Source organism: Microbacterium sp. 1.5R (assembly GCF_001889265.1).
In the GTDB taxonomy this organism is placed as follows: domain Bacteria; phylum Actinomycetota; class Actinomycetes; order Actinomycetales; family Microbacteriaceae; genus Microbacterium.
Genome location: NZ_CP018151.1, coordinates 933,706 through 957,369 on the forward strand (window position 1 = coordinate 933,706; position 23,664 = coordinate 957,369).

The window sequence follows — 23,664 nt, forward strand, 5'->3', positions numbered from 1 at the left end:
CCGGGGCCTTCTTCTATGCCCGGACGCTTTCGACACGCCATGTGCGTAGGGACGACGAAGGGCGGATGCCGCAGCATCCGCCCTTCGTGTTGTTCGTCGTCGCTCAGGCGACGCCGAAGAGCGCCTCGATGGGACCTCGGGCGAAGAAGATCACGAAGCCGACGGCGACGATCCACAGCAGCGGGCTGATCTTGCGGGCCTTGCCGGAGAACGCCTGGATGAGCACCCAACTGACGAAGCCGGCGCCGATTCCGTTGGCGATCGAGTAGGTCAGCGGCATCACGGTCACGGTCAGGAACACGGGCAGCAGCACGTCGAACTCCGTGAGGTCGATGTACTTGATCTGCGCCATCATCATCGCGCCGACGATCACGAGCGCGGCGGCCGCGATCTCGGTCGGGACGATCGAGGTGAGCGGCGTGAGGAACATCGCGAGCAGGAACATGCCACCCGTGATCAGGTTGGCGAATCCGGTGCGCGCACCCTCGCCGATACCCGCTCCGGACTCGATGAACACGGTGCTCGACGACGAGGACGTACCACCACCGACGATCGCGCCGACACCTTCGACGACCAGCGCCGACTTGATGCGCGGGAAGTCGCCGTTCTCATTCGCGAGGTCGGCCTCCTTGGCGAGACCGGTCATGGTGCCCATGGCGTCGAAGAAGTTCGAGAAGACGAGGGTGAAGACGATCATCACGATCGCGACGAGGCTCACCTTGCTGAAGTCGAAGCTGAAGTCGACCGCGCCGACCAGGCTCAGGTCGGGCAGACCGAACGGCGATCCCGTGAGAGTCGGAACCGTGAGCCCCCAGCCGCCCGCGTTGTCGTCGGATGCGGCTCCGAGATGCCAGATCGCCTCGACGATCACCGCGAGGACGGTGCCGGTGACGAGGCCGATGAGCAGCCCGCCCTTGACCTTGCGCGCGACCAGGATGCCGGTGACGATGAGCGTGACGATGAACAGCACCGTGGGCACGGTCGCGACCGATCCGCCGACGCCGAGACCGACCGGCGGAGATGCGCTGCCGGTCGCGGTGACGAAGCCGGAGTTCACGAACCCGATGAAGGCGATGAACAGGCCGATTCCGACCGTGATCGCGATCTTCAGCTGGAACGGAACCGCGTCGAAGATCATCTTGCGCAGGCCGGTCGCCGCGAGAAGCACGATGACGAGACCGTTGATCATCACGAGAGCCATCGCCTCGGGCCAGGTGACCTGACCGACGACCGAGAAGGCCACGAAGGCGTTGATGCCGAGGCCGGCGGCGAAGCCGAACGGCAGGCGGGTGATGAGACCGAACAGGATCGTCATGATGCCGGCGGTCAACGCGGTGGCGGCGCCGACGGCGCTGAAATCGAGCGTGTCGCCGGCGACGTCGGCCGAGCCGGACAGGATGATCGGGTTGAGGATCACGATGTAGGCCATCGTGACGAAGGTCACCAGGCCCCCTCGGATCTCGGTGCCGATCGTGGATCCGCGCTTGCTGATCTCGAAGAAGCGGTCGAGGGCGTTCTTGGGCTGGGCCTCTGAGCGGGTGGGGGACGGGGCAGTTGTCATCGGGAAACCTCCGCTGGAGACGATATCGTGTCGCCCGAGTCGCGCGCGCCCACAGGCGACGACAGGGTTCTCGTCGTAGTCTCGATTCGATATGCAACGCCTCCTCGTCGCGCTCCTCGCCGCCTTCGATGCCGCAATCGCTGCGGCGGTCGGTCTCGTGGTCCTGCTGGCGCCGCTCACCCTGCTCTGGACGCTCTCGTTCGGCGTCACGGCCGACTGGGGAGCGCTCTGGCCGCTCACCGGCACCCTGTGGCAGTTCGGCCACGGCGTGCCGCTGAGCATCGACGTATCGACCGAGGTGCTCCGCACGACGGGCATCGCACCGGCGGCCGCCGCCTTCACGCTCTCGGTGACACCGCTCGCGTTCCTGATCTTCACGCTGCTCTTCGCAGCCCGCTCCGGCACCCGCGCCGCGCGCGCGGGGGCCTGGCTCCTCGGCTCGCTCTCCGGCTCCCTCACGTTCGCGGCGATCGCGACCGGAGTCGCACTGACCGCCCATCTCGGAGCCGTCGAGACGCCCGTCGTCGAGGCGATCCTGCTTCCGACAGCCGTCTATCTCGTGGGCGCCGTGTGCGGTGCCGTCCGCATCGCCTGGGAGGACGGTGACGGCGGCTTCCTCGACCGGATCCACGACGTCGTCGACTCGTGGGGCGATTGGGGGCCGGTTCCGAGTGCGGCCGTGCGCGGAGCGGCCTTCGCCGTCGTGGGGACCACCGCGGTCTCCGCAGTGGCTGTCGCCGTGCTCACGGCGGCACGAGGCGGCGAGATGGTGGCCCTCTTCCAGGCGGCGCGGGTCGATGCGCTCGGCGCCGGAGTCATCACTCTCGGGCATCTCGCCTATCTGCCCACCATCCTCGTCTGGGCGGCGTCTTGGCTCGCCGGACCCGGATTCGCCGTGGGTGTCGGCACAGCGGTGTCCCCGGCGGGCACCCAGCTCGGCGTGGTCCCCGGAATCCCCGTGCTCGGGCTGCTTCCCGAGAGCACGTCGATCTGGATGCTCATCGTCATCATCCTCCCGATCGGCGCCGGTGCCTTCGCCGGCTGGGCGGTCCGGTCCCGCCTCGTCTGGGAGGGCACGCCGCTCGGCCTCGCCCCCCGTGCGACGATCGCCCTCGGGATCGGCGTGCTGACCGCCGCTGTCGCCGCGATCGCCGCCCTGTTCGCCGGAGGGTCGATGGGTCCGGGGCGGCTCTCCGAAGCCGGGCCTGCCCCGCTGCCGTTCGCTCTCGCGCTGGGGGGAGAGGTCCTGCTCGGCGCAGCGATCCTGCTCCTGTCGCCCCGCAATCGCGATGAGCTCGCAGAAGAGCGCACCGACCGCTGGGTCGCCGAGATGACGGCATCCGATGCGGTGTCGAACGCACGCACGGATCCCAGCGACGGAACGGTCGGCTGGCCGGACGGACCGTCGACCTATGACACGGCGCCGCTGGATGACGCGGGCGGATTCCGGCTCCCGCGGCGCGATCCGCGCGATCCCGTCGGCTGACATGCGGCTCGGGGCCTCCCATCGGCCCCGGTAGACTGGGCGCGTGCTCACGGTCGCCGTTCTCATCTCGGGCACCGGCTCGAACCTTCGCGCCCTCCTCGAGGCTGCTCGCCACCCCGATTTCCCTGCGCGGGTGGTGGTCGTCGGCGCCGACCGCGAAGCCGACGGCCTGGCTCACGCCGAGGAATTCGGCATCCCGAGCTTCACGGTTCCGTGGCACGAGCACGAATCGCGCGAAGCCTGGGGCGAAGAGCTCGGCCGCCAGCTCGCCGTCTGGAACGCGGACCTCGTCGTGCTCAGCGGCCTGATGCGTCTGCTTCCTGCCGCCCTCGTCGCCGACCTCTCGCCACGACTGATCAACACGCATCCCGCATACCTGCCCGAGTTCCCCGGCGCACACGGGGTGCGCGACGCGCTCGCCGCGGGCGTCTCGGAGACCGGCGCGAGCGTGATCGTCGTCGACGACGGCGTCGACACCGGCCCGATCCTCGCACAGGAGCGCGTGCCGGTCGTCGCCGGTGACACCGAGCACAGCCTCCACGAGCGCATCAAGCCCGTCGAGCGCCGACTTCTCATCGACGTGGTGCGCCGCATCGCGACCGGTGAGCTCTCGCTGACCTCAGCATCCTGAACCGATCCACGCACGCCCCCCTCGCACGAAGGAGCCCATCATGGCCGGCCCCCGCCACGACCACTCGCTGTACCGCGATCGCGACACCGTCCCGGTTCGCCGCGCACTCGTCTCGGTGAGCGACAAGTCCGGTCTGCTCGATCTCGCCGCCGCTCTCGCCGGCGCAGGCGTGCAGATCGTCTCGACCGGCTCGACGGCCTCCACGATCCGCGAGGCGGGCTTCGAGGTCACCGACGTCGCCGCCGTCACGGGAGTCGCCGAGATGCTCGACGGTCGCGTGAAGACGCTGCACCCGAAGATCCACGGCGGTCTGCTCGCGGACCTGCGCCTCGAGGATCACGAACGTCAGCTCGCGGATCTCGACATCGCGCCGTTCGAGCTCGTCGTCGTGAACCTGTATCCCTTCGTCGAGACGGTCGCCTCCGGTGCTGAGGGCGACGACGTGGTCGAGCAGATCGACATCGGCGGCCCCGCCATGGTGCGCGCCGCGGCCAAGAACCACGCGAACGTCGCGATCGTCGTCTCGCCGCAGTCGTACCCGGGCATCATCAGCGCCATCGAGAACGGCGGCACCACGCTGACCCAGCGCCGCGAGCTCGCGGCCCGCGCCTTCGCCCACACCGCCGCCTACGACACCGCGGTGGCCTCATGGTTCGCGGAGGGCACGCTCGGCGAGGGCGAGGACCTGCCGACGCACCTCACGATCCAGGCCGAGCTGCTGGCGACGCTGCGCTACGGCGAGAACTCGCACCAGCGCGGCGCGATCTACACCCGTGTCGGCGGCCACGGCATCGCCCAGGCGACGCAGCTGCAGGGCAAGGAGATGTCGTACAACAACTACGTCGACGCGGATGCCGCGCTGCGCGCCGCCTACGACATGGTGAAGCCGGCCGTCGCGATCATCAAGCACGCGAACCCGTGCGGCATCGCCACGACCGCACCGAACGCCCTCGACCCGATCGCGAGCGCGCACATCCGCGCCCACGAGTGCGATCCGGTGTCGGCCTACGGGGGAGTGATCGCCGCGAACGGCACCGTCACCCTCAAGATGGCCGAGAATCTGAAGGACATCTTCACCGAGGTCATCGTCGCGCCGTCGTTCGAACCCGCAGCCCTCGAGGTGTTCAAGGCGAAGAAGAACCTGCGTCTGCTGCAGCTGCCGGAGGACTGGCAGCAGGAGCGCATGGATGTGCGCCTCGTCTCGGGAGGACTTCTGCTGCAGGATGCCGATCGCTTCCCCGACGACATCGTCTCGGTCGCCAAGAACTGGGAGCTCGTCTCGGGCGAGCGCCCCAGCGACGAGGAGATGGAGAACCTCATCTTCGCGTGGAAGGCGTGCCGCGCCGTCAAGTCGAACGCGATCGTGCTCGCGAAGGACAACGCCACGGTCGGTGTCGGCATGGGTCAGGTCAACCGTGTCGACTCGTGCCGCCTCGCGGTCGAGCGAGCCGGTGATCGTGCAGCCGGTTCTGTCGCTGCCTCCGATGCCTTCTTCCCGTTCGCCGACGGTGCGCAGGTGCTCATCGATGCGGGCGTCACCGCGATCGTGCAGCCCGGTGGCTCGGTGCGCGATGAAGAGGTCGTCGACGCCGCACGCAAGGCCGGCGTCACGATGTTCTTCACCGGAGAGCGTCACTTCTTCCACTGAGTCGTCCGGCCGTCGATGACGGCCGGCGCTCAGAACACCACGATGGCGGACATCGCTACCGTCGATGCCGCCATCGTGGTGTGATGCACTCGGTGGAGCCAGGACCGCTCCGAGCGCAATGCGATCGTCGAGAGCAGGATCGCTCCGAGTCCGAGAGTCACGCCGAGCACCTGCGGCATCCCTGCGCCCCCACCGTGCGGGTGCGTGGAAGAGACGGCCGCGTCGGTGACGTCGGTCCCGGGAATCGCCGCCATCAGCAGGATCAGCGCGGCGGTCGAGACGAGTCCGAGTGCCAGGTGGGCCGACATCTTGCCGCCTGCGCGCGCGCTCCGGTCTCCGAGCACAGCCGGCGCCCGGCAGCGGATCGCCAGAACGATCGCGGCGGGGAGCATCAGGGCGAACCACACGACGGGAGGCAGCAGCGCGACCGTCATGGCATCGCCCATGCCCGCCAGCATGAGTACGGCCGCCGCGATCTCGGGAGCACCGACTCCATGCCGCATGCCGATCAACGACCCCGCACCGATCGTCGCCAGTGCCAAGGCGGCGAGGTGCAGGAGGTCGTTCATCGGATGGACGCGGGACGCACGTCGCTCAGGATGCCCACACGACGCCACTCGGCGTCGACGACGTCGGCCGGCGCCGCGGCGGCGAAGGACAGAGCACCCGTCGCGACGTCGAGAGCGACCGTGAGCTTCGTCTCCCAGCGGAGGTGTTCCGGCTGATCGGCCCGCGCGCGCACCGAGATCGGTGCGTCGGGGATGGCTCCGAACGCGAGGGCCCGCTCGCGATCATCCACGATCCGAGCAAGGTCCGCTGCCTCCGTCAGACACCGGTATCGAGGCACGCTCGTGGTCTCGTACGGCGAGTACTCGCCGGCGGCGAGGGTCTCGTCGAGGAAGTGATTCGTGTGGGCCAAGGTGCGTCCGCGGGGAACAGGCAGCACCGCGACCCCCGCGGGGGAGACCTCGACGGCTGCGGCCTCGGCCGCCTGGCCGTCGAAGGCCGCGACGGTCAGGACGCTGGACGCTGCGAGCGGGACGCTCCGGGCGATCTCGACCGCGTCGGCGACCGTCGACGCACGGTCGAGGATCATGCGGGCGAGAACGTGCACGGGCACCCCGGCCTGCGATCCGTCGGATCGGTGATGGAGGATGTTGAAGTGGAGTCCGAGGCCTCGATCGTTCACGCCGATCTTCGCCGGCTGCCCGAACTCGCAGAAGGTCACGACACCGGTTCCCGATGCCGATCGCAGGCGCCGCACCACGGTCTCGTTCGACAGCGTCTCGTGCCAGTCCCAGGTCTGCAGAGTGCGGGGTGCGCTCGCGTCATCGGGCGCGTACACGACCGTCGAGCACTCCATCGACGGCGTCATGCGCGCCAGGATCTCGGTGCGAGCGGTCAGCAGATGCACGTCGGTCAGCGACAGGCCGCTGCCCTCGGCGATCCCGACGAACTCGTCGGCGATCTCGGCGGCGTGGGTCTCGGTCATCGCCCGGCACTCGTCGGCGACCGCTCGGGCGCGCTCGGCGGGAACACCCGATTGCGCGAAGAGTCTCAGGTACGAGTCGCGGGCGGCGGCCAGCTGAGGCGACCAGTGGGCACCGAACCGGCGTCCTTCCTCCTGCGGCTCGCCTGCCTCCGCAGACCACTCGTGGACGATCACCGGTCTCCTCCGATGCGCTCGACGAGTTCGGCGACGTCACCATAGGGGCAGCCGCGGGCACGGGATGCGGCGGCGACGCGCTCGCGCACCTCGAGGGGCTTGTCCTGACTGACCTTGAAGACCGCGCGCTGCTCGATGATCTCGAACCGGAACGACACGATCCCCCCGACGATGCGCTCGAACGTGGGCAGCGAGCTCTGCATGTCCCACGCCGTCTGCTCGAGGTTCTCGAGCTCCTCGACGGTTCGTGTGACGACATGCATGCCGTCGTTCGCATCCTCGAGCACGGTCACCCTGGCCGTCAGGTGCACGGCCGCGTAGTCCCACGTCGGCACGTTGGGGTCATCGGCATAGGTCGTCGGCGACACGTAGTCGTGGGGGCCGGAGAACACCAGCAGCACCGAGTCGCCGTCAGTGATCTGTTGCCACTGCGGGTTCTTCCGCGCGATATGGCCGAGCAGCTCTCCGCCGACGAAGCCGCCGTCCGGTGCCATCCGCTCGATGATCACCGGGGTGTGCGTGACCGTGGGTGCGCCGGCCGCGCCGCCGCCGTTCGTCACGATGAGCGCGAACGGGTGTCGGCGGACCAGCTCGTTGACCTCGTGCTGTGAGGGGGCGAGGTACTTCTCGAACTCGTACACGGTCAGCCCGCCGCGCAGAGGATCGCGTCCCACGCCGTCTCGCCCGCGAGGGTGGCGACGGCGGTGGAGTTCAGCGAGAGCCGGCCCCGGGACGAGCTGGGATTCTCGGGCAGCGCGACCTCGTCGGTCGTCAGCGCGAAGAGCGTGTCGCCGTCGAGCGGGGTGTGGAAGGGCTGGATGCCGCGGTGCATCGAGCTGTGCACCTGCAGGCCGAACTGCTTGAGCTCGGTGTCGGTGAGCTGCACGTTCGTCACGACCGCGGTGATCGTCGTGTTGCCCGACATCGAGTCGACCAGTCGGGACTCCCCGATCGCCTCTTCGTAGTCCAGCGCCGGGTGGCGGCGCTCGCCGGTGCTCGCGTCGTAGTTGCCGCGGATGATCCTGCCCGAGCGATCGAGGATCACTCCGTAGGGGTTGAGCACCGTCACGACGAGGACCTTCACATCACCCACCTGGCGGAATGCGACTCCCTGGCCCGTGAACTCCACTCGGGCGGGGTCGACCTTTCCGGATGAGGCCGAGGCGCCGCCGCCGACGCGGCCCACTTCGACGACGCCCTGACGTGCGGCCTGCAGGGCGGCCTTGCCGAGCGCGGTGTCGGGGAAGACGGAGTTCTCGCGCACCGAGTAGTCGTAGATGATGGCGCCCGACACGAGCTGCAGCTGGTCGAAACCGGAGCGGTGCTCGGCGCGCTCGAACAGCGCCTCAGACACGCCCGCCACGGCGGAGAGGCCGTACACCGAACCTCCGGCGAGGCAGATGGCGTGGTTGTATCCGTACAGTCCGCTGGCGCCCACGGCGCCGCCGCGCCGGTCGGTGAATGTCCGAGCGCCGGCTGGGATCGACAGCACCGTCGCTCCGGTCGGACCTTCGGTGTATTCGGCCGTTCCGAGGAGCACGCCGGGGAAGTCGTACTCGACCCGCCCACGATCGGTGCCGTGCACAGGGGAGAGGGCGTAGTCGCCGTTGGATCGACGTGGTCCTGCGGCAAGGACGGGGGCGAGACGGTGGGTGTCGGTCACGATGAGAGCTCCTGGAACAGTTGACGCGAATAGGGATGGCTGGGCAGGTCGTAGAAGACCTCGGTCGGGGCGTGCTCGACGATCTCGCCGGCGCGCATCACCGCCACATGATGGGAGATGTAGCGGACGGCCGCCAGGTCGTGCGAGATGAACAGGGCGGCGAAGCCGTGTTCCGCCTGCAGGTCCTGGATGAGGTTGAGGATCTGCGCCTGCACCGAGACGTCGAGCGCGCTGACGGCCTCGTCGAAGACGATGAAGGCGGGGTGGGTCACGAGCGCACGTGCGACGCTCACTCTCTGCAGCTGTCCTCCCGAGAGCTGGTGGGGACGGCGAGTGGCGAACGAGGCCGGCAGTCCGACGCTCTCGAGCATCGCCAGGGCCCGCTCCTCGGTCGCCGACGTGCGACGTTCGTGCACGAGCACGGGCTCCAGCACCGATGACAGCACGGTCGAGCGCGGGTCGAGCGCCCATCGCGGATGCTGCAGGACCGCCTGCATCCGCCCGGCGCGGGATCGCAGGCTCCTGGCGAGCGGCGCTCCCTGGAACCGCACGGCCCCGGAGTCGGGGTGCTGCAATCCGAGCACGACTGTCCCTGTCGTCGTCTTGCCCGAGCCGGACTCGCCGACGAGGCCGAGCGTCTCACCCGGCGCCACCGAGAACGAGACTCCCGACATGGCTCTGACCTCTCGTCGACCCGCGCCGAAGCCCGATGGGAAGACGACGCTGACGTCGTCGAGTTCGACGGTCGGAGTCGCGGAGGACGCGCTCATGCCGACACCTCCTCGTCGGGGATGAGTCCTGCTCGCCGATCGGCCAGCACGAGATCCGCGGTGCGGATGCAGAGGCTGTGCCGTGGCGACACGGGCTCGGGCCTGACGACCTCGCACGCATCGATCCGATGAGCGCAGCGTGCGGCGAAGGCGCAGCCCTCCGCCTCGCCATGCAGCACCGGAGGGGAGCCCGGGATGCTCGAGAGCCGCTCTCCCCGTTTCGCACGCGAGGGATCCGTCGCCGCGAGCGCTCGAGCATACGGGTGCACCGGGGTGCCGAGCACCGCGGATGCCGGACCGCGTTCGACGACCCGGCCGGCGTACATGACGGCGACCTCGTCGCACCAGCGCGCGACGGCCGGCAGATCGTGACTGAGCCAGAGGATGGTCGTGCCCTGCTCCTTCGCCTGAGCGAACAGCAGCCGGATGACCTCTTCGCGCACCTGGTTGTCGAGCGCCGCGGTCGGCTCATCGGCGATCAGCAGCCGGGGGCGGCGGCACATGGCCATCGCGATGGCCACACGCTGGGCCATCCCGCCCGAGATCTGATGGGGGAAGAGTCGGATGACGCGCGCGGGATCGGCGATCTGCATGCCCTCCAGCAGCTCGACCTGGCGGCGGGGAGAGCCGTCGTCGCCGACCGCGCGGAGCACGAGCTTCAGCTGGGCGCCGATGCGCATCGTCGGATCGAGCGAGCCGATCGGATCCTGCGCGATATAGGCGAGGGTGTCGCGTCGGTAGCCGCGCAGCGCGTCGTCGTCGAGACCGAGCACGTCGATCCCGTCGACCTCGATCAGGCCGCTGACGATCTGCGCCGAACGCGGATGCAGGCGGCCGATCACGGAGGCGAGCGTCGACTTGCCGGATCCCGACTCACCCACGATCGCGACCGAACTGCCGTCTGCGACGTCGAGGTCGACCCCGTCGAGAGCCCTGACAGTGGTGGTGCCCGTGAACTCCAGTGCCAGATCGCTGATGCGTACGGCGGTCATCGGAGGGACCTCGTCTCTCGCGGTTCGAATCGGTCACGGAGGCCGTCGCCGATGATGTTGATGCACAGGATCGAGACCACCAGCACGGCGCCGGGGACGATCACGAGCTGGGGGGCCTGGGTCATGTACAGCATCCCCTGTTGGATGAGAAGGCCGAGGGATGCCTCAGGAGCCTGCACGCCGAAGCCGAGGAAGCTCAGTCCTCCCTCGACGAGGATCGCGACGGAGAGCGCGTAGCTCGCCTGCACGGCGATGGTCCCTGCGATGTTCGGCAGCAGCCGACGGACGAAGATCACCGGGATTCGGACTCCGCTGATGCGCGCCGACACGATGAAGTCCCGCTCGGCCACGGCCCGGGTCGCGATGCGCACCACGCGGGTCATGAGAGGGATGGTGATGACGACGATGCTGATGATCGCCGCCGGCCGGCCGGGCCCGAGGAGGGCGGAGACGAGGATGGCGAGCACGAGAGCGGGGAACGCGTAAAGCACGTCGGCGACGCGCATCACCGCCTCGTTCACGGCCCCGCCGTAGTAGCCGGCGAGCATTCCGAGCACGGTGCTGACCACCGCCGAGCAGATCACGGCGACGATCGACACGACGAGGGTGGTCGCCGTGCCCTGGAAGAGGCGGGGGAGGAGCGAGCGTCCGAGGTTGTCGGTGCCGAACGGCGCGAGCGCCGACGGGCTCTCGAGCCTGCCCCCGACCGTCGCGGTCGTCGACCCGGCGAGGCCGGTGAGTACGGCGATCACGGTGATCACGACGACGAGACCGAGCACGACGATCGCGGTGCGCAGCACGGCATCGCTGCGACGCCAGGCGCCGCGCGTCGCGTCGCCCGCCGCGCGGACGCGGTGCGTGGCTGTGGGGGCGATGGTCATCGGCGGCTCCCTCCGGTCAGGCGCAGACGGGGGTCCAGCGCATTGGCGATGAGGTCGACGAGCAGGCTCGCGACGATGAACACGATGGCGGCGAGCAGCACCGCGCTCTGGACGATCGCGTAGTCGCGCCGCCCGAGAGCCGTCTGCAGGTACGAGCCCATGCCCGGGATGTTGAACACGAACTCGACGATCACTGTGCCGCCGAGGAGGACGGCGATCAGAGCGCCGACGATCGTCAGGATGGGGGCTGCCGCGTTGCGGAGCACGTGGTGACGGATGATGAACCAGGGGGTCTCGCCTCGTGCCACGGCAGCCTGCACGTGCGGTTCGACGAGGACGTTCATGACGGCATCCCTGGTGTTCCTCGCGACGACGGCGACACAGCCGACGGCGAGGACCGTGACCGGAAGCACGAGCGCCCCGAAGAAGCGCGCAGGGTCGACGGCGAACGGCGCGAACCGGCCGACCGAGACCCCGAGTCCGAGGGTCGAGACGGCGAAGACCACGACGCCCGCGAGCAGGAACTCGGGGATGCTGATGCCGAGCGCACTGACGATCCGGCCGACGGCACCGGCCGAACCCTCCGATCGCAGGGCGGCGGAGAAGCCGAGCGGGATGCCGACGAGCAGGGTGACGATGATCGTCAGCAGCGCGATCGTCGCCGTGACGGGAAGGCGTGCGGCGAACTCGTCGGTGACCGACACGTTCGAGACGAACGAGTAGCCGAGGTCACCGGTGAGAACGCCGGACAGCCAGTGGAAGTACTGCGCGACGACCGGGTCGTCGAGCCCGGACTCGGCCACCGCCTGGGCCCGCTGCGCCTCGGTGGCGAGCGGACCCAGGACGAGGTCGATGTAGTCGCCCGGCATGAGACGGACGGACGCGAAGATCAGCACCGAGACGACGACGAGCGTCACCAGTGCGGCGCCGATGCGCCGGAGCGACCACAGAGCGACGGCCATGTCAGCTGGCGCGGAACTGGGTGATGTAGCGCAGGAAGTTGCCGTAGCCCTCGTCGCTGCTGAGCGTCGGCGACAGCGACTCGGTGTTCCATCCAATCGTGGACGGACGCAGTACCAGCGGCACCATCTCGCTCTGCTCGTCGGCGACGGCGCAGAGGTTCTCGAACACGGCGGCCCGGTCGGCCCCCGGCTCGGTCGAGTATCCGTCGGCGATCAGCCCGTCGAGTTCGTCGGAGCCCTTCATGAAGACGGCCGAGAAGCCGGCGACCTCGGGGTTCCACCAGGTCGTGACCATCGCAGGATCCGCGTAGCCGGCGAACCAGCTCAAAGCGAGGTCGAATGTCGCGGGGCTGCCGTACACCTGATCGGAGTAGGTGGCGTAATCGACCTGCTGGATCTCGACCGTCACGCCGATCTCGGCGAGGTTCTGCTGCATGACCTGAGCGATCTGGGCGAGTACCGGCTCATCGGTGTACACGACGAGGTCGAGCTCGAGGCCTCCGACCTCGTCGATCACCGCTTTCGCCGCGGCGACGTCGTGTGCGGCCGAGGGGAGGTCCGCAGCGAGGCACGAGTCGGGAAGACCGGCGGGGGTGACCCCGGTGGCCGCGGTCGAGCCGCCGAATGCGAGTTCGTTGATCGCATCACGATCGATCGCGCTGTTGATGGCGAAGCGCACGTCCTCATCCTGCAGCGCCTCATCGCCCGTGAGGGAGTTGATCATCAGGTAGTGGAAGTCGGTGTTCTTCTGTCCGACGACGCTGACCTCCTGCGCGTTCGCCAGGAGCTCCGCCGAGTCGATGGAGTTGAGCACGGCGAAGTCGGCCGATCCGTCGCGGAGGGCTGCGGCCCTGGTGGCCTCATCGCCGACGATGTCGATCGTCAGCGTCGAGAAGCCCAGCGAGGCGGCGTCGGGGTGGTGCTCGTTCGGCTTGAACGTCCACTCCTCATCCTGTCGGTGCGCGGTCGCGACGAGGGGGCCTGTGCCGACCATCTCGGTCGTGATGTCGATCTCGCCTGCCTCGATCTCGGCCATGGGCAGGACGGCGGCGGGGGTGTTCGCCAGCGCGGCGAGGAACGGTGCGTAGGGCTCAGACAGGGTGACCGTGACCTCGAGATCGCCGGTCTCCTCGATCGAGGCGATCGGGCCGAGCTGACCCGTCCAGGTGGTCGGGGTGTCGATGAGACGCTGCAGGCTGCCGGCGACATCGGCAGCCGTCATGGCACGGCCGTTCGAGAACACCGCGTCATCGGCGAGCGTGAAGACGTACTCGGTGTCGCTCGGCGTCTTCCACGAGGTGGCGAGAGACGGCGCGACGTCGAGATTCTCGTCGATCGTGGTGAGGGTCTCGTACGACAGTCCCTCCAGCATCCACGAGCGCGCGGTCGCCGCACCCTGCGGGTCGAGACCGCCGGCCTCTGCGGTGTCGTAGTCGACCTGGACGACGAGGTCGCCACCGTCGTCGAATGCGTCGTCGGCGAGGGCGAGGAAGCCGGGTGCCGCCTCTTCCTGTGTCGGTTCGGTGTCTGGTGAGGCGCCGGCTGCGCATCCGGTGAGTGCGAGGACGGCGATGGCGGACATCGCCACCCCCGCGCGAGCTGCTGTGTGCATGTCGGTGTTTCCCTTCGGGATGCCGGACGACGGCTGATCAGCCGTGGTGCGACGACGGGCGGACAGAGAGGTGATGCAGGTGGTGCTCGGAGTGCGCAGTGCCTGTGTCCTCGTGAGCGCAGGCGCATGCGGTGGGGGAGGCCGGGACGTCGAGGGTCGGGTTCCGGTCGAAGAAGTCGTGGGGTCTGAGGGTGAACCCGCACGTGTCGACGGGCATGATCGGCCAGTCCTCGGTGCGGGGGAAATGGGTGAGACCGAACGTATGCCAGAGCACGAGGTCGGCGCCGTCGAGCGAGGCGTCGTCGGCGACGAAGGCGGGGAGTCCCTGCTCGGGCGCGCTCTGATTGACGACGTCGCCGGCGGGGTAGCGCTCGTCGGGGTCGTAGGCGGTGACCCACAGATCGGACATCGCGAACCTTGCACGCGACGCGATCACCGATTCGGGCTGCGCCAGCAGCACGGGCTTGCCCTCAGGGGCCAGCACATAGGAGGTCGGTCGGCCGAGACGATTCTTCGCGGTCGCGCTGCTCACGCGCCAGGTGCGATCGACCGTCGCGTTGGCGCGACGGCGTCCCTCCTGCTCGCTCCGCAGCCGGGTGGTCGTGAAGCCGATCGCGCTGCCGTGCACGTTGTGGTCGTCGATCGGCAGGGCTCCGACATCGATCTCGTCGATCACGGCCGGGCCGTCGTCGACCGCCATGTCGAGGCGGGCGCAGAACAGATGCTGGTGGTAAGGGGCGGCAAGGCCCGGTGCCAGTTCGCTCGCGAACCGGCTGGTGCGCTCGTCGTAGGCGGCGGTGAAGACGAGGCCGGTGGCCTTGGCCTCGAACTCGATCTTGCCGTCGAGGTAGAGGTACCAGTAGAAGCCGTAGTCGTAGTTGCCGACGGTGACGAAGAACGAGATGACCAGGCGGCGCTGTCGTCGCACATCGCTCGAGCCGGTGAACTGCTCGGTGTGCTTCCAGAGCACACCGGCATCCTCCTCGTGGATGCAGATGGCGTTGGGCAGAACCTTGACGTTCCCTCGCGCATCGGCGATCGGTACGTCGAGATAGGTGATGTCGCCGACGCAGTCGCAGCCGAGTTCGAGCGAGTTCACCAGTCGTCCGAGCTGGTATTCGCCGGTGTCGAAGTAGTTCTGCCAGAAGCGCACCGGCCCCGGGTCGCCGTAAGGGACGAGCATCTCGGCGATCGAGGCGCGGTGCACGATCGGACGCACACGTCCGTCGTCCTCGAAGCCGATGCCGTGCAGGATGAGACCCTCCCGCATGTCGTAGCCGATGCGCAGCGACCACTTCTCCCACGAGATCACGTCGCCGTCGAACGAGAAGCTCGGTCCCTCCGGCTGCGTGATGACGATCGGCTTCTGCGTCGTGCGCTCGGGGCCGAAGGTGCCTGGCACGTGGTAGTCGGCGGTCTCCTGAGGGATCGGCATCACCCCCGTGTCGATGACGTCGACGACCGTTCGGCTCGCGAGATCGACGTACGCGACGAGGCCGTCGATCGGGTGCGCCCAGGGCATGGTCTGCGGGGTCGGCTGGTGGTGCCCGAGCACGCGCGCCAGTCGGCGTCCGCTCTCGCCTTCGATCGGGTAGCGGCCCGCCGACAGGCCGGCGAGCGCCACGGTGCTCGGGTCGTCGATTCCTCGAGCCGAGAGCGCGGTGGCCCAGCGCGCGTCGGCGCCGATGAGCTCGCGGATGATCACGTGCTCCTCCTGGAGCAGCGGCACCTGGCCGTCGATCTCGGGGTCGATGTCGACGTCCTTCACGAGCGTGCCGGAGCCGAGATCCACCGAGAGCGCCCGAGCGCGTCCGCTGTCGACGTCGAGGAGCTGCACGCGAGCGCGGCGGGGGACGGATCGGCCGGCGACGACCTCGGTGCGGTCGGGCTCGTCGAGTCCGATGTAGGCGATGCGGTGCTCGTCGCCGAGTGCGCCTTCAGCGCGGAGGATCTCGGCGGCGCGCTGCAGCTCGTCCGCCGAGAGCGTCGCGTACGGCGCACCGGACTCATCGCCGAGGCGGCGCGAGCGCTGGACGTGGTCGGACGAGGAACAACTGCAGTTCATGGAGTCTCCATCGGAAGTCGGTGCCGGAACGTCTGCGTGCCGGAACGTTCCGGCAAAAGTATGCGAAAAGCGTGTTACGGCGCAAGACCCGATGTGTTTCGAGTGGATTACGGCTTGCTCCGTGTGGCTAGACTCGGCCGCATGCAAGAGCCACGACGCGCCAGATTGATCGATGTCGCTCGGCGCGCGGGGGTCGGAAAGACCACGGCGTCCGACGCGCTCAGCGGCGGCGGTCGCGTGTCTTCGGCCACCCGGGAGGCCGTGCTGGCGGCGGCAGCCGAGCTCGGGTATTCGGTCAACACGGCGGCGCGACACCTCCGCGGAGGTGCGATCGGCACGATCGGGATCGTGCTCCCCGAGGTCGTGTCCCGGTCGTCGTACTACATGGCGTTCACCTTCGGAATCGTCACGAGCGCGGCGGCCCACGACATCGACGTGACCATTGTGAGCCCGTCGGCGTCTTCCGGCCGTTCCCGGCCCATCCGGGCGGACGGGTTGATCATCGGCGACCCCGTCTCGGGGGATCCCGGACTCCCGTCGCTCATGGCCTCCGGCATCCCGATCGTCACGCAGGAGCACCTGCCCGACGACATCGAGGGGGTTCCCGACGGCGTCATCTGGTCATCGCACGAGGCGGCGATGCTCCGGCTCCTCGACGAGATCGACGTCACTGAGGCGCAGCATCCCGCGTTGCTGGTCGCCCCGGATGCGACGGACTGGTCGCGCCAGCTCGTCTCGGGCTATCGGAGAGGATGCGCGGCGCGCGGCCTCGATCCGGTCATCGCGCCGATCTCGTTCGAGGCGCCATGGCACGCGGTGCGCGAGTCGACCGAACGGCTGCTGCAGACGAATCCCGACACCGACGTGATCATCTGCGGCCCGGACTCGAGTGCGATCGAGGTCGTCGCCGTGCTCGGGCGCCTGGGTCGCACGGTCGGCGAGGACATCACGGTCGTCTCGTGCGTCGACCATCCGTCGCTGCCCTTCCTGACTCCGTCGATCACCTCGATCGATCTGCGCCCCCGCGACTCGGGAGTCGCCTGCGCCGAGCTCCTCATCGACCTGCTCGACGGTCGGGTGGCATCCGGCACCGATGTGGAGTTCCCGATCACGGTCGTCGCACGGGAGTCCACCTCGCAGGCGCTGCGGGTGCGCCGGTGAGCGCGCCGCTCGACGGGATCGTTGTCGCGGACTTCTCCCGCGTGCTCGCGGGGCCGCTGGCGACCATGACCCTCGCCGATCTCGGGGCGCGGGTCGTCAAGGTCGAGAGGCCCGGCACGGGCGACGACACGAGGGCGTGGGGTCCGCCCTATGCCGAGTCAGGGATCACGACGTATTTCGAATCCGCCAACCGCGGCAAGGAGTCCGTGGCTCTCGACCTCACCGATCCGGACGATGCGGCGCGCGCTCGCGAACTGATCGCGAGAAGCGATGTGGTCATCGAGAACTTCCGACCGGGGCTCTTCGCGAAACTCGGGTTCGACTGGGACTCTCTCGCCGCCGAGCATCCCGGTCTCGTCTACGTCTCGGTCAGCGGCTTCGGGTTGGGGGACGGCGCTGCGCTCCCCGGATACGACTTCGTCGCCCAGGCGGTCGGCGGCCTCATGCACATCACCGGCGAGACCGGCGGCGATGCCATGAAGGCCGGTGTCGCCCTGGTCGACGTGCTGACCGGCAAGGACGCGGTGATCGGCATCCTCGCGGCCCTCCGCAGGCGGGAGCTGACGGGGCGCGGCTCGAGGATCGACGTCAACCTGCTGTCGAGCCTGCAGGCGGCGTTAGTCAATCAGATGTCGGCGCACCTGGGAGCGGGTACCGAGCCCGGAAGGCTGGGCAACCGGCATCCGTCGATCGCTCCCTACGAATCGCTGCGGTGCGCCGATGCGCCGATCGCTGTCGCCTGCGGCAACGACGCACAGTTCGCCCGGATGACCGTGGAACTCGGATGCGCGCAGCTCGCCGCCGACCCGCGGTTCCTCACGAACCCCGACCGCGTCGCGCATCGCGAGGAACTCGTCGTCGCGCTCGAGTCAGCGCTGGCTGCGGACACGGCGGCGGCGTGGGCCGCGAGGCTGAATCGCATCGGCGTGGCCGCCGGTGTCGTCAACTCGATCGGCGACGGGATCGCGCTCGCCGAGGAGCTCGGCCTCGAGCCCGTGTGGGATGCCGTCGGTGGCGACGGGCGTCGGTCGAGGCAGATCCGCTCGCCGCTCACCTGGTCCCCGGCGATCCCGGTGACGGCGTCCGCACCCCCACGGCTCGGCGAGCATGACGAGTCCGTGCGGGCCTGGTTGGATGCCGATCGCTAGAGCCCACGATCGCGGAGTGCGAGCCACAGTTCTGCCGCGACATCCGGGTCATCGAGCGAAGCGTCGAGCATCTTCTCGGCGGTCGTGATCCTCGGCCGGATGGTGTTCCGGTGCACGCCGAGTTCCCGTGCCGTCCGCTCGGCCTGATGACGGTTGCGCAGGTACGCGATGACCGTGCGCCGCAGTTCCGGCTCGGCGTGCGCCAGCAGATCAGCCCAGCGGCGTGACCGCGAATCCGGATCGGTGCGGGCTCCCGCGCCGGGATCGGCGCGGTGGAGGGCGATGACCCGGGCTGTCGCGGCAGCGACGTCTTCCAGGCCGACCGGTCCGCTGAGGACTCCGGAATCGGGCGTCGCGTCTGCCTCGGCGGAGAGCAGGGTGAGGTGCACGCCCGCATGCGGGGCCCCGGCGCCGAATCCTCCGTCGACGGTCGCACCGACCCCGGCCAGGACGCGGAAGAGCATCGGCATCTCGATGCCGGAGGCGCCGGCGAGGGCGCGGGCCGCCGCGGGTTCGCCGCGAATCGCGAGTTCGGCGATCCATTCCTCGGGCGTCGGGCCCCCGCGCTCGCGCGCGCTCAGCAGCCGCAGCAATGCGGTGGCGGTGAGGGCGAGTTGGCGATCCGAGCTGCCGAAAGGTCTGCCCGCGCCGAGCGCGAGCGCACCGCGGGTGCGTTCGCCGTCTGTCACCGCATGGGCGACGACCGTCGAACCGTGCGATACGAACGAGGCCGCCTCGACGCCGGAGCGCAGCAGCGACCTCTCCACGTCTGTGCGCACGGAGGGCAGCATCCCCTCGAGCGACGGGGGGTGCAGGATGTCCGTCGAGCCGCCAGGGCCGATCGGCAGCCACGCGACCCATCCCCCGATGGCCTGCGCCATCACCCGCACGACCGCGGTGATCGGATCAGGCCCGGCCGCGGCCTGCACGAGACGGGTGTGGGCATGCGCGGTGCGCATCGCCTCCTCCTGGCCGCCGCGGCCCGCGAGCGACCAGAACGCTCGGGAGACGTCGAGGAACGGGAGGCCGTCCGGCACTTCGAAGATCGGTATGCCGGTCGCGCGGCAGCGCTCCACCAGCGCGCTCGGCGCGTGCTCCCACCCCTCGCCGAGACCGATCCCGATCGCGCCGATGCCCTGTTCGGCGAGTCTGTCGACGTAGGCCTCGGCCGAGTGGGAGTGCAACGGGATGCCGGTGGTGAGCAGCAGTTCGCCGCCGTCGAGATAGCGGCCGGGGTCGTCGAGCTCCGAGACATGCACCCCGGTGATGCTGCGTGCGGCGTCGAACGGTGCGAGCGGGCGCAAAGAGGCGCCCGATGCGAGAGCGAGTTCACCCAGCGAGACCATGCCGCCATTGTGCAGTACGCACAGGGTGAGCATCAAGACTGGGCGAAGTGTTGCCCCTATCGCCTCCGGCGCGATCTAGCGTCGACCTCATGACCTCCGCTCCGCATCTGATCACCGAGATTCCCGGCCCGCGCTCGCGCGAGCTGCACGCTCAGCGCACCGCCGCCGTCGCCTCCGGTTTCGGAATCACCCTTCCCGTCTTCATCGCGCGCGCCGGCACCTCGACGCTCGAGGACGTCGACGGCAACACGCTCATCGATCTCGCCTCGGGGATCGCCGTCACCAGCGTCGGTGCGGCGAATCCTCGAGTGCGTGAGAACGTCGCCGCCCAGCTCGACCTCTTCACCCACACCTGCTTCATGGTGACCGAGTACGAAGGGTTCGTGCGAGTGGCCGAATGGCTCAACGCCCACGTGCCCGGCGACTTCGACAAGCGCACCGCCCTGTTCAGCACGGGGGCCGAAGCCGTCGAGAACGCGGTGAAGATCGCCCGGGCGCACACCGGCCGACCAGGGGTGCTCGTGATCGACGAGGCCTACCACGGCCGTTCCCTGCTGACCATGGCGATGACCGCCAAGGAGCACCCGTACAAGACCACGTTCGGCCCCTTCCCGAACGACGTCGTGCGGGGGCCGAACGCCAACCCGCTGCGTGGAGAGGGCGCCGATGCCGCACTCGCCGAGATCGAGCGGGTCGTCATCGAGCACGGCGCCGACCACTTCGCCGCGCTCGTGGTCGAGCCGATCCAGGGCGAGGGCGGATTCATCGTCCCTGCCGAAGGGTTCCTTCCGGGGCTCCGCCGGATCGCGGACACGCACGGGATCGTGCTCGTCATCGACGAGATCCAGAGCGGCCTCGGCCGCACAGGTCGCCTCTTCGCGAGCGAGCACGAGGGGGTCGCGGGCGACATCACGCTCACGGCCAAAGCCCTCGGTGGCGGGCTGCCGTTGAGCGCCGTCACGGGCCGCGCCGAGATCATGAACGCCGCGCACACGGGCGGCCTCGGCGGCACGTACGCGGGCAACCCCCTCGCCTGCGCCGCGGCGCTCGCCGTGTTCGACGTGCTCGAAGACCCTGAGCTGCTGCCGGGCGTGGCGCGCATCGAACAGAGCATCCGAGCCCACCTCGAGCCGCTTCTCGCCGAGCTCCCGGTGATCGCCGAGGTGCGAGGGCGAGGAGCGATGATGGCCCTCGAATTCGCCGACCCCGACTCTCTCGCGCCGCGCGCCGACCTCGCTCAGCGCGTCACCGCCGCCTGCCACGCGGCGGGGGTGCTCACGCTGACCTGCGGCACGCACGGCAACGTCGTCCGCCTGCTGCCGCCGCTCGTGATCGAGCCTGCCGTGCTCGACACCGGGCTCGAGATCCTCAGCCGTTCCATCCGCTCCATCGCCGCCGAGGAGGCCGCAGCATGACCGTCGTTCCCGATCTGCTCGATTTCGACGAGATGCTCAGCGACGACGAATGGGCGACGCGCGACCGTGTGCGTGCCTTCGTCGACGCCCGCATCCGTCCCCACATCGCCGACTGGTACGACCGCGCGATCTTCCCGACCGAGCTCGTGCCGGAGCTGGCCGAGCTCGGACTGCTCGGCATGCATCTGTCGGGATACGGCTGCGCCGGTCGAAGCGCGGTCGAGTACGGACTCGCCGCGATGGAGCTCGAAGCGGGCGACTCGGGTCTGCGCACCTTCGTGTCGGTGCAGGGTTCGCTCGCGATGAGCGCCATCCACAAGCACGGCAGCGAGGATCAGAAGCAGGAGTGGTTGCCTCGCATGGCACGCGGCGAGGTGATCGGATGCTTCGGACTCACCGAGCCCAACTCGGGGTCTGATCCTTCGAGCATGACCACATTCGCTCGTCGCGACGGCGACGGCTGGGTGATCAACGGCGCGAAGCGGTGGATCGGTCTCGCCTCCATCGCGCAGGTCGCGATCATCTGGGCGCAGACGGATGACGGTGTTCGCGGCTTCATCGTGCCCACGGATTCCGACGGCTTCGTCGCGACGCCGATCGCCCCCAAGCTGTCGATGCGCGCATCGATCCAGTGCGACATCACGCTCACCGACGTGCGCCTGCCGGCGACCGCGCAGCTTCCGGAGGCTCGCGGTCTTCGCGCCCCGTTCTCGTGCCTCAACGAGGCGCGCTACGGCATCGGCTGGGGTGTGATCGGCGCCGCGCGCGACAGCTACGCCACGGCCCTCTCGTACGCCCGCACCCGCATCCAGTTCAACCAGCCGATCGCCGCGTTCCAGCTCACCCAGCAGAAGCTCGTCGACATGGCGATCGAGATCGAGAAGGCCCAGCTGCTCGCTCTGCGACTCGGCAGGCTGAAGGATGCCGGAAAGCTCGCGCCGCATCAGATCTCGGTCGCCAAGCTCAGCAACACCAGGGCGGCCATCGCCATCGCCCGGGAGGCGAGGACCGTCCTCGGGGGAAACGGGGTGTCCGGTGACTACTCGCCGCTCCGCCACGCCGCCAACCTGGAATCGGTCCGCACATATGAGGGCACCGACGAGGTGCACACACTCGTGTTGGGGGCCCACATCACTGGCTTCTCCGCCTTCCGCAGCACCATCACCGAGGGAGCATCATGACCGTCATCGCCCTGCGCCACTTCATCGACGGGACCTGGGTCGAGGGTGGGGGAGAGGCACTCGTCGACGTCAATCCGAGCCGACCGAGCGACATCGTCGCCGAGGGGCCGGGAGCGTCGGATGCCGATGTTGACCGCGCCTATGCCGCGGCCCGTGCGGCATTCGACGGTTGGCGTCGCACACCGGCACGCGCACGCGCCGGCATCCTTCTCCGTGCAGCCGACATCATCGAGGCGCATCGTGACGAGTGGGGTCGGGAGCTCGCCCGCGAAGAGGGCAAGACGCTCGCAGAGGCGATCGCCGAGACCGGGCATTCAGCGAACATCCTCCGTTTCCACGCCCAAGAGGTCGAACGCCAGAGCGGCGGTGTCTTCGAGTCGCCGACTCCGGGGGAGCGCATCCTCGTGATCAGAAGACCTGTGGGCGTCGTCGGGGCGATCACGCCGTTCAACTTCCCGATCTCGATCCCGGCGTGGAAGCTCGCTCCTGCCCTGGTCTGGGGCAACACGGTGGTCTGGAAACCCGCGACGTTCGTGCCGGTGCTCGCGATGCGGTTCGCCGAGGCGCTCGAGCAGGCTGGACTGCCCCGGGGTGTGCTGAACCTCGTGAACGGCACGGCCGCCGTCGGCGAAGCGATCGTCTCGCATCCGGATGTGGACGCGGTGACCTTCACCGGCTCCACGAAGGTAGGCAGGATCATCGCAGCGCAGCTGGCTGCCCGCGGAGTCCCGTTCCAGGGCGAGTTGGGCGGCAAGAACGCCTCTCTCGTGCTCGCCGACGCAGACCTCGACGTCGCTGTGGAGCAGGTGGCGATCGGGGCTTTTCGCGCAGCAGGACAGAAGTGCACCGCGACCTCACGGGTGATCGTGCACCACGCGGTCGCCGACGAGTTCCTGCGTCGGCTCGCCGCACGGACCGAGCGGATGGTCGTGGGCGACGCCGAAGACGAGGCCGTCGAGGTCGGGCCAGTCGTGGATGGCTCCGCGCGAGACCGCGTCGCGGCCGCCATCGCGCGCGCGCGAACGACTGCGACAGCAGTGGTCGCTCCGCAACCGTACGCGGCCGGCGACCTCGACGACGGCTATTTCATCGCACCGTCGGTGTTCGAGCTGAATGAGGACGACCCGGGCGAGCTGTGGACGGAGGAGCTGTTCGGCCCCGTGATAGGCGTGCGCAGGGTATCGAGCACCGAAGCGGGGATCGCGCTCGTCAACGACAGCGACTACGGCCTCTCGACCGCGGTCTTCACGACCGGTCTCGCGGATGCGCTCAGCGCGATCGAGGACATCAGGGCGGGTGTCGTGCACATCAACTCGGCGTCGGCCGGCGCAGACCTGCACGTGCCGTTCGGCGGCAGCGGCGCGAGTGCGCTCGGGCCGAAGGAGCAGGGCGCCGCGGCCCGGGAGTTCTTCACCGAGACCGCGACGGTGTATCTGAAGGGTTGATCTCTCAGCGGGGGTCAGCGTCTCCACCGTG

Annotated in this window: 20 protein-coding genes; 8 read left to right on the forward strand and 12 right to left on the reverse strand. The window is 69.2% G+C overall.

The window, feature by feature from the left end:
• Positions 1–103: 103 nt before the first annotated feature.
• Positions 104–1,561 (reverse strand): NCS2 family permease, encoded by a 1,458-nt coding sequence (locus BMW26_RS04395; RefSeq protein WP_053099008.1) that lies wholly within the window; start codon positions 1,559–1,561, stop codon positions 104–106.
• Between the two features lie 91 nt (positions 1,562–1,652).
• Here BMW26_RS04395 and BMW26_RS04400 point away from each other — a divergent pair, with 91 nt between their 5' ends.
• Genes BMW26_RS04400 through purH form a run of 3 tightly spaced genes read left to right on the forward strand, consistent with a single transcriptional unit; the run spans position 1,653 to position 5,326 of the window.
• Entirely contained in the window at positions 1,653–3,047 is a 1,395-nt protein-coding gene (locus BMW26_RS04400) for a cell division protein PerM (protein WP_072590869.1), read from the forward strand.
• Positions 3,048–3,090: 43 nt separating this feature from the next.
• Positions 3,091–3,678 (forward strand): phosphoribosylglycinamide formyltransferase, encoded by a 588-nt coding sequence (gene purN, locus BMW26_RS04405; RefSeq protein ID WP_056277354.1) that lies wholly within the window; start codon positions 3,091–3,093, stop codon positions 3,676–3,678.
• 40 nt (positions 3,679–3,718) lie between these two features.
• Positions 3,719–5,326: a bifunctional phosphoribosylaminoimidazolecarboxamide formyltransferase/IMP cyclohydrolase gene (gene purH, locus BMW26_RS04410; RefSeq protein WP_053099011.1), complete on the forward strand. Its 1,608-nt coding sequence runs from the start codon at positions 3,719–3,721 to the stop codon at positions 5,324–5,326.
• A gap of 29 nt (positions 5,327–5,355) precedes the next feature.
• Here the strand turns inward: purH and BMW26_RS04415 are convergent, their stop codons facing one another.
• Genes BMW26_RS04415 through BMW26_RS04460 form a run of 10 tightly spaced genes read right to left on the reverse strand, consistent with a single transcriptional unit; the run spans position 5,356 to position 15,937 of the window.
• Positions 5,356–5,895 carry a hypothetical protein gene (locus BMW26_RS04415; RefSeq protein ID WP_072590870.1) on the reverse strand — a complete coding sequence of 180 codons (540 nt, stop codon included), beginning with the start codon at positions 5,893–5,895 and terminating at the stop codon, positions 5,356–5,358.
• The gene (locus BMW26_RS04420) at positions 5,892–6,992 is read right to left on the reverse strand and encodes a C45 family autoproteolytic acyltransferase/hydolase (RefSeq protein WP_072590871.1); all 1,101 of its coding nucleotides are present in this window, start codon (positions 6,990–6,992) and stop codon (positions 5,892–5,894) included. Before BMW26_RS04420 ends, BMW26_RS04415 begins: the two co-directional genes overlap by 4 nt.
• Complete coding sequence (locus BMW26_RS04425) at positions 6,989–7,666, reverse strand: FMN-binding negative transcriptional regulator (protein WP_083569280.1); 678 nt, start codon at positions 7,664–7,666, stop codon at positions 6,989–6,991. Before BMW26_RS04425 ends, BMW26_RS04420 begins: the two co-directional genes overlap by 4 nt.
• Positions 7,636–8,655: a P1 family peptidase gene (locus tag BMW26_RS04430; RefSeq protein ID WP_232224527.1), complete on the reverse strand. Its 1,020-nt coding sequence runs from the start codon at positions 8,653–8,655 to the stop codon at positions 7,636–7,638. The genes BMW26_RS04425 and BMW26_RS04430 overlap by 31 nt, the downstream gene beginning before the upstream one ends.
• Entirely contained in the window at positions 8,652–9,425 is a 774-nt protein-coding gene (locus BMW26_RS04435; RefSeq protein ID WP_072590872.1) for an ATP-binding cassette domain-containing protein, read from the reverse strand. The genes BMW26_RS04430 and BMW26_RS04435 overlap by 4 nt, the downstream gene beginning before the upstream one ends.
• On the reverse strand, positions 9,422–10,417 hold the full coding sequence (locus tag BMW26_RS04440; protein WP_072590873.1) for an ABC transporter ATP-binding protein: 996 nt from the start codon (positions 10,415–10,417) through the stop codon (positions 9,422–9,424). Before BMW26_RS04440 ends, BMW26_RS04435 begins: the two co-directional genes overlap by 4 nt.
• A complete protein-coding gene (locus tag BMW26_RS04445; RefSeq protein WP_083569281.1) occupies positions 10,414–11,298 on the reverse strand; it encodes an ABC transporter permease in 885 nt (294 codons plus the stop codon). The genes BMW26_RS04440 and BMW26_RS04445 overlap by 4 nt, the downstream gene beginning before the upstream one ends.
• Positions 11,295–12,260 carry an ABC transporter permease gene (locus tag BMW26_RS04450; RefSeq protein ID WP_072590874.1) on the reverse strand — a complete coding sequence of 322 codons (966 nt, stop codon included), beginning with the start codon at positions 12,258–12,260 and terminating at the stop codon, positions 11,295–11,297. Before BMW26_RS04450 ends, BMW26_RS04445 begins: the two co-directional genes overlap by 4 nt.
• A gap of 1 nt (position 12,261) precedes the next feature.
• The gene (locus BMW26_RS04455; RefSeq protein WP_072590875.1) at positions 12,262–13,872 is read right to left on the reverse strand and encodes an ABC transporter substrate-binding protein; all 1,611 of its coding nucleotides are present in this window, start codon (positions 13,870–13,872) and stop codon (positions 12,262–12,264) included.
• Positions 13,873–13,909: 37 nt separating this feature from the next.
• Positions 13,910–15,937: a primary-amine oxidase gene (locus tag BMW26_RS04460; RefSeq protein WP_083569282.1), complete on the reverse strand. Its 2,028-nt coding sequence runs from the start codon at positions 15,935–15,937 to the stop codon at positions 13,910–13,912.
• Positions 15,938–16,078: 141 nt separating this feature from the next.
• On the opposite strand from BMW26_RS04460, the gene BMW26_RS04465 reads away from it, so the two are divergent.
• Together BMW26_RS04465 and BMW26_RS04470 are read left to right on the forward strand one after the other, a co-directional pair.
• Complete coding sequence (locus tag BMW26_RS04465; RefSeq protein WP_072590876.1) at positions 16,079–17,098, forward strand: LacI family DNA-binding transcriptional regulator; 1,020 nt, start codon at positions 16,079–16,081, stop codon at positions 17,096–17,098.
• Entirely contained in the window at positions 17,095–18,246 is a 1,152-nt protein-coding gene (locus BMW26_RS04470) for a CaiB/BaiF CoA transferase family protein (protein ID WP_072590877.1), read from the forward strand. Before BMW26_RS04465 ends, BMW26_RS04470 begins: the two co-directional genes overlap by 4 nt.
• Here BMW26_RS04470 and BMW26_RS04475 read toward each other — a convergent pair.
• Positions 18,243–19,592 (reverse strand): PucR family transcriptional regulator, encoded by a 1,350-nt coding sequence (locus BMW26_RS04475; RefSeq protein ID WP_198032384.1) that lies wholly within the window; start codon positions 19,590–19,592, stop codon positions 18,243–18,245. The two genes, BMW26_RS04470 and BMW26_RS04475, sit on opposite strands and share 4 nt — an antisense overlap.
• A gap of 89 nt (positions 19,593–19,681) precedes the next feature.
• On the opposite strand from BMW26_RS04475, the gene gabT reads away from it, so the two are divergent.
• The 3 genes from gabT to BMW26_RS04490 are packed head-to-tail and all read left to right on the forward strand — an operon-like array spanning position 19,682 to position 23,633.
• Complete coding sequence (gabT, locus tag BMW26_RS04480; protein WP_072590879.1) at positions 19,682–21,007, forward strand: 4-aminobutyrate--2-oxoglutarate transaminase; 1,326 nt, start codon at positions 19,682–19,684, stop codon at positions 21,005–21,007.
• Complete coding sequence (locus tag BMW26_RS04485; RefSeq protein WP_072590880.1) at positions 21,004–22,188, forward strand: acyl-CoA dehydrogenase family protein; 1,185 nt, start codon at positions 21,004–21,006, stop codon at positions 22,186–22,188. The genes gabT and BMW26_RS04485 overlap by 4 nt, the downstream gene beginning before the upstream one ends.
• A complete protein-coding gene (locus tag BMW26_RS04490; protein ID WP_072590881.1) occupies positions 22,185–23,633 on the forward strand; it encodes an aldehyde dehydrogenase family protein in 1,449 nt (482 codons plus the stop codon). Before BMW26_RS04485 ends, BMW26_RS04490 begins: the two co-directional genes overlap by 4 nt.
• The last annotated feature ends 31 nt before the right edge of the window (positions 23,634–23,664 follow it).

What these genes read in the sequence shown, in the direction of transcription:
- BMW26_RS04445 (WP_083569281.1), bottom strand. Translation starts at nt 11,298, where the DNA reads ATGACCATCGCCCCCACAGCCACGCACCGCGTCCGCGCGGCGGGCGAC.
- BMW26_RS04415 (WP_072590870.1), bottom strand. Translation starts at nt 5,895, where the DNA reads ATGAACGACCTCCTGCACCTCGCCGCCTTGGCACTGGCGACGATCGGT.
- BMW26_RS04440 (WP_072590873.1), bottom strand. Translation starts at nt 10,417, where the DNA reads ATGACCGCCGTACGCATCAGCGATCTGGCACTGGAGTTCACGGGCACC.
- BMW26_RS04400 (WP_072590869.1), top strand. Translation starts at nt 1,653, where the DNA reads ATGCAACGCCTCCTCGTCGCGCTCCTCGCCGCCTTCGATGCCGCAATC.
- BMW26_RS04460 (WP_083569282.1), bottom strand. Translation starts at nt 15,937, where the DNA reads ATGAACTGCAGTTGTTCCTCGTCCGACCACGTCCAGCGCTCGCGCCGC.
- BMW26_RS04435 (WP_072590872.1), bottom strand. Translation starts at nt 9,425, where the DNA reads ATGAGCGCGTCCTCCGCGACTCCGACCGTCGAACTCGACGACGTCAGC.
- BMW26_RS04485 (WP_072590880.1), top strand. Translation starts at nt 21,004, where the DNA reads ATGACCGTCGTTCCCGATCTGCTCGATTTCGACGAGATGCTCAGCGAC.
- purH (WP_053099011.1), top strand. Translation starts at nt 3,719, where the DNA reads ATGGCCGGCCCCCGCCACGACCACTCGCTGTACCGCGATCGCGACACC.
- BMW26_RS04490 (WP_072590881.1), top strand. Translation starts at nt 22,185, where the DNA reads ATGACCGTCATCGCCCTGCGCCACTTCATCGACGGGACCTGGGTCGAG.
- gabT (WP_072590879.1), top strand. Translation starts at nt 19,682, where the DNA reads ATGACCTCCGCTCCGCATCTGATCACCGAGATTCCCGGCCCGCGCTCG.
- BMW26_RS04450 (WP_072590874.1), bottom strand. Translation starts at nt 12,260, where the DNA reads ATGGCCGTCGCTCTGTGGTCGCTCCGGCGCATCGGCGCCGCACTGGTG.
- BMW26_RS04465 (WP_072590876.1), top strand. Translation starts at nt 16,079, where the DNA reads ATGCAAGAGCCACGACGCGCCAGATTGATCGATGTCGCTCGGCGCGCG.
- BMW26_RS04395 (WP_053099008.1), bottom strand. Translation starts at nt 1,561, where the DNA reads ATGACAACTGCCCCGTCCCCCACCCGCTCAGAGGCCCAGCCCAAGAAC.
- BMW26_RS04475 (WP_198032384.1), bottom strand. Translation starts at nt 19,592, where the DNA reads ATGGTCTCGCTGGGTGAACTCGCTCTCGCATCGGGCGCCTCTTTGCGC.
- BMW26_RS04455 (WP_072590875.1), bottom strand. Translation starts at nt 13,872, where the DNA reads ATGCACACAGCAGCTCGCGCGGGGGTGGCGATGTCCGCCATCGCCGTC.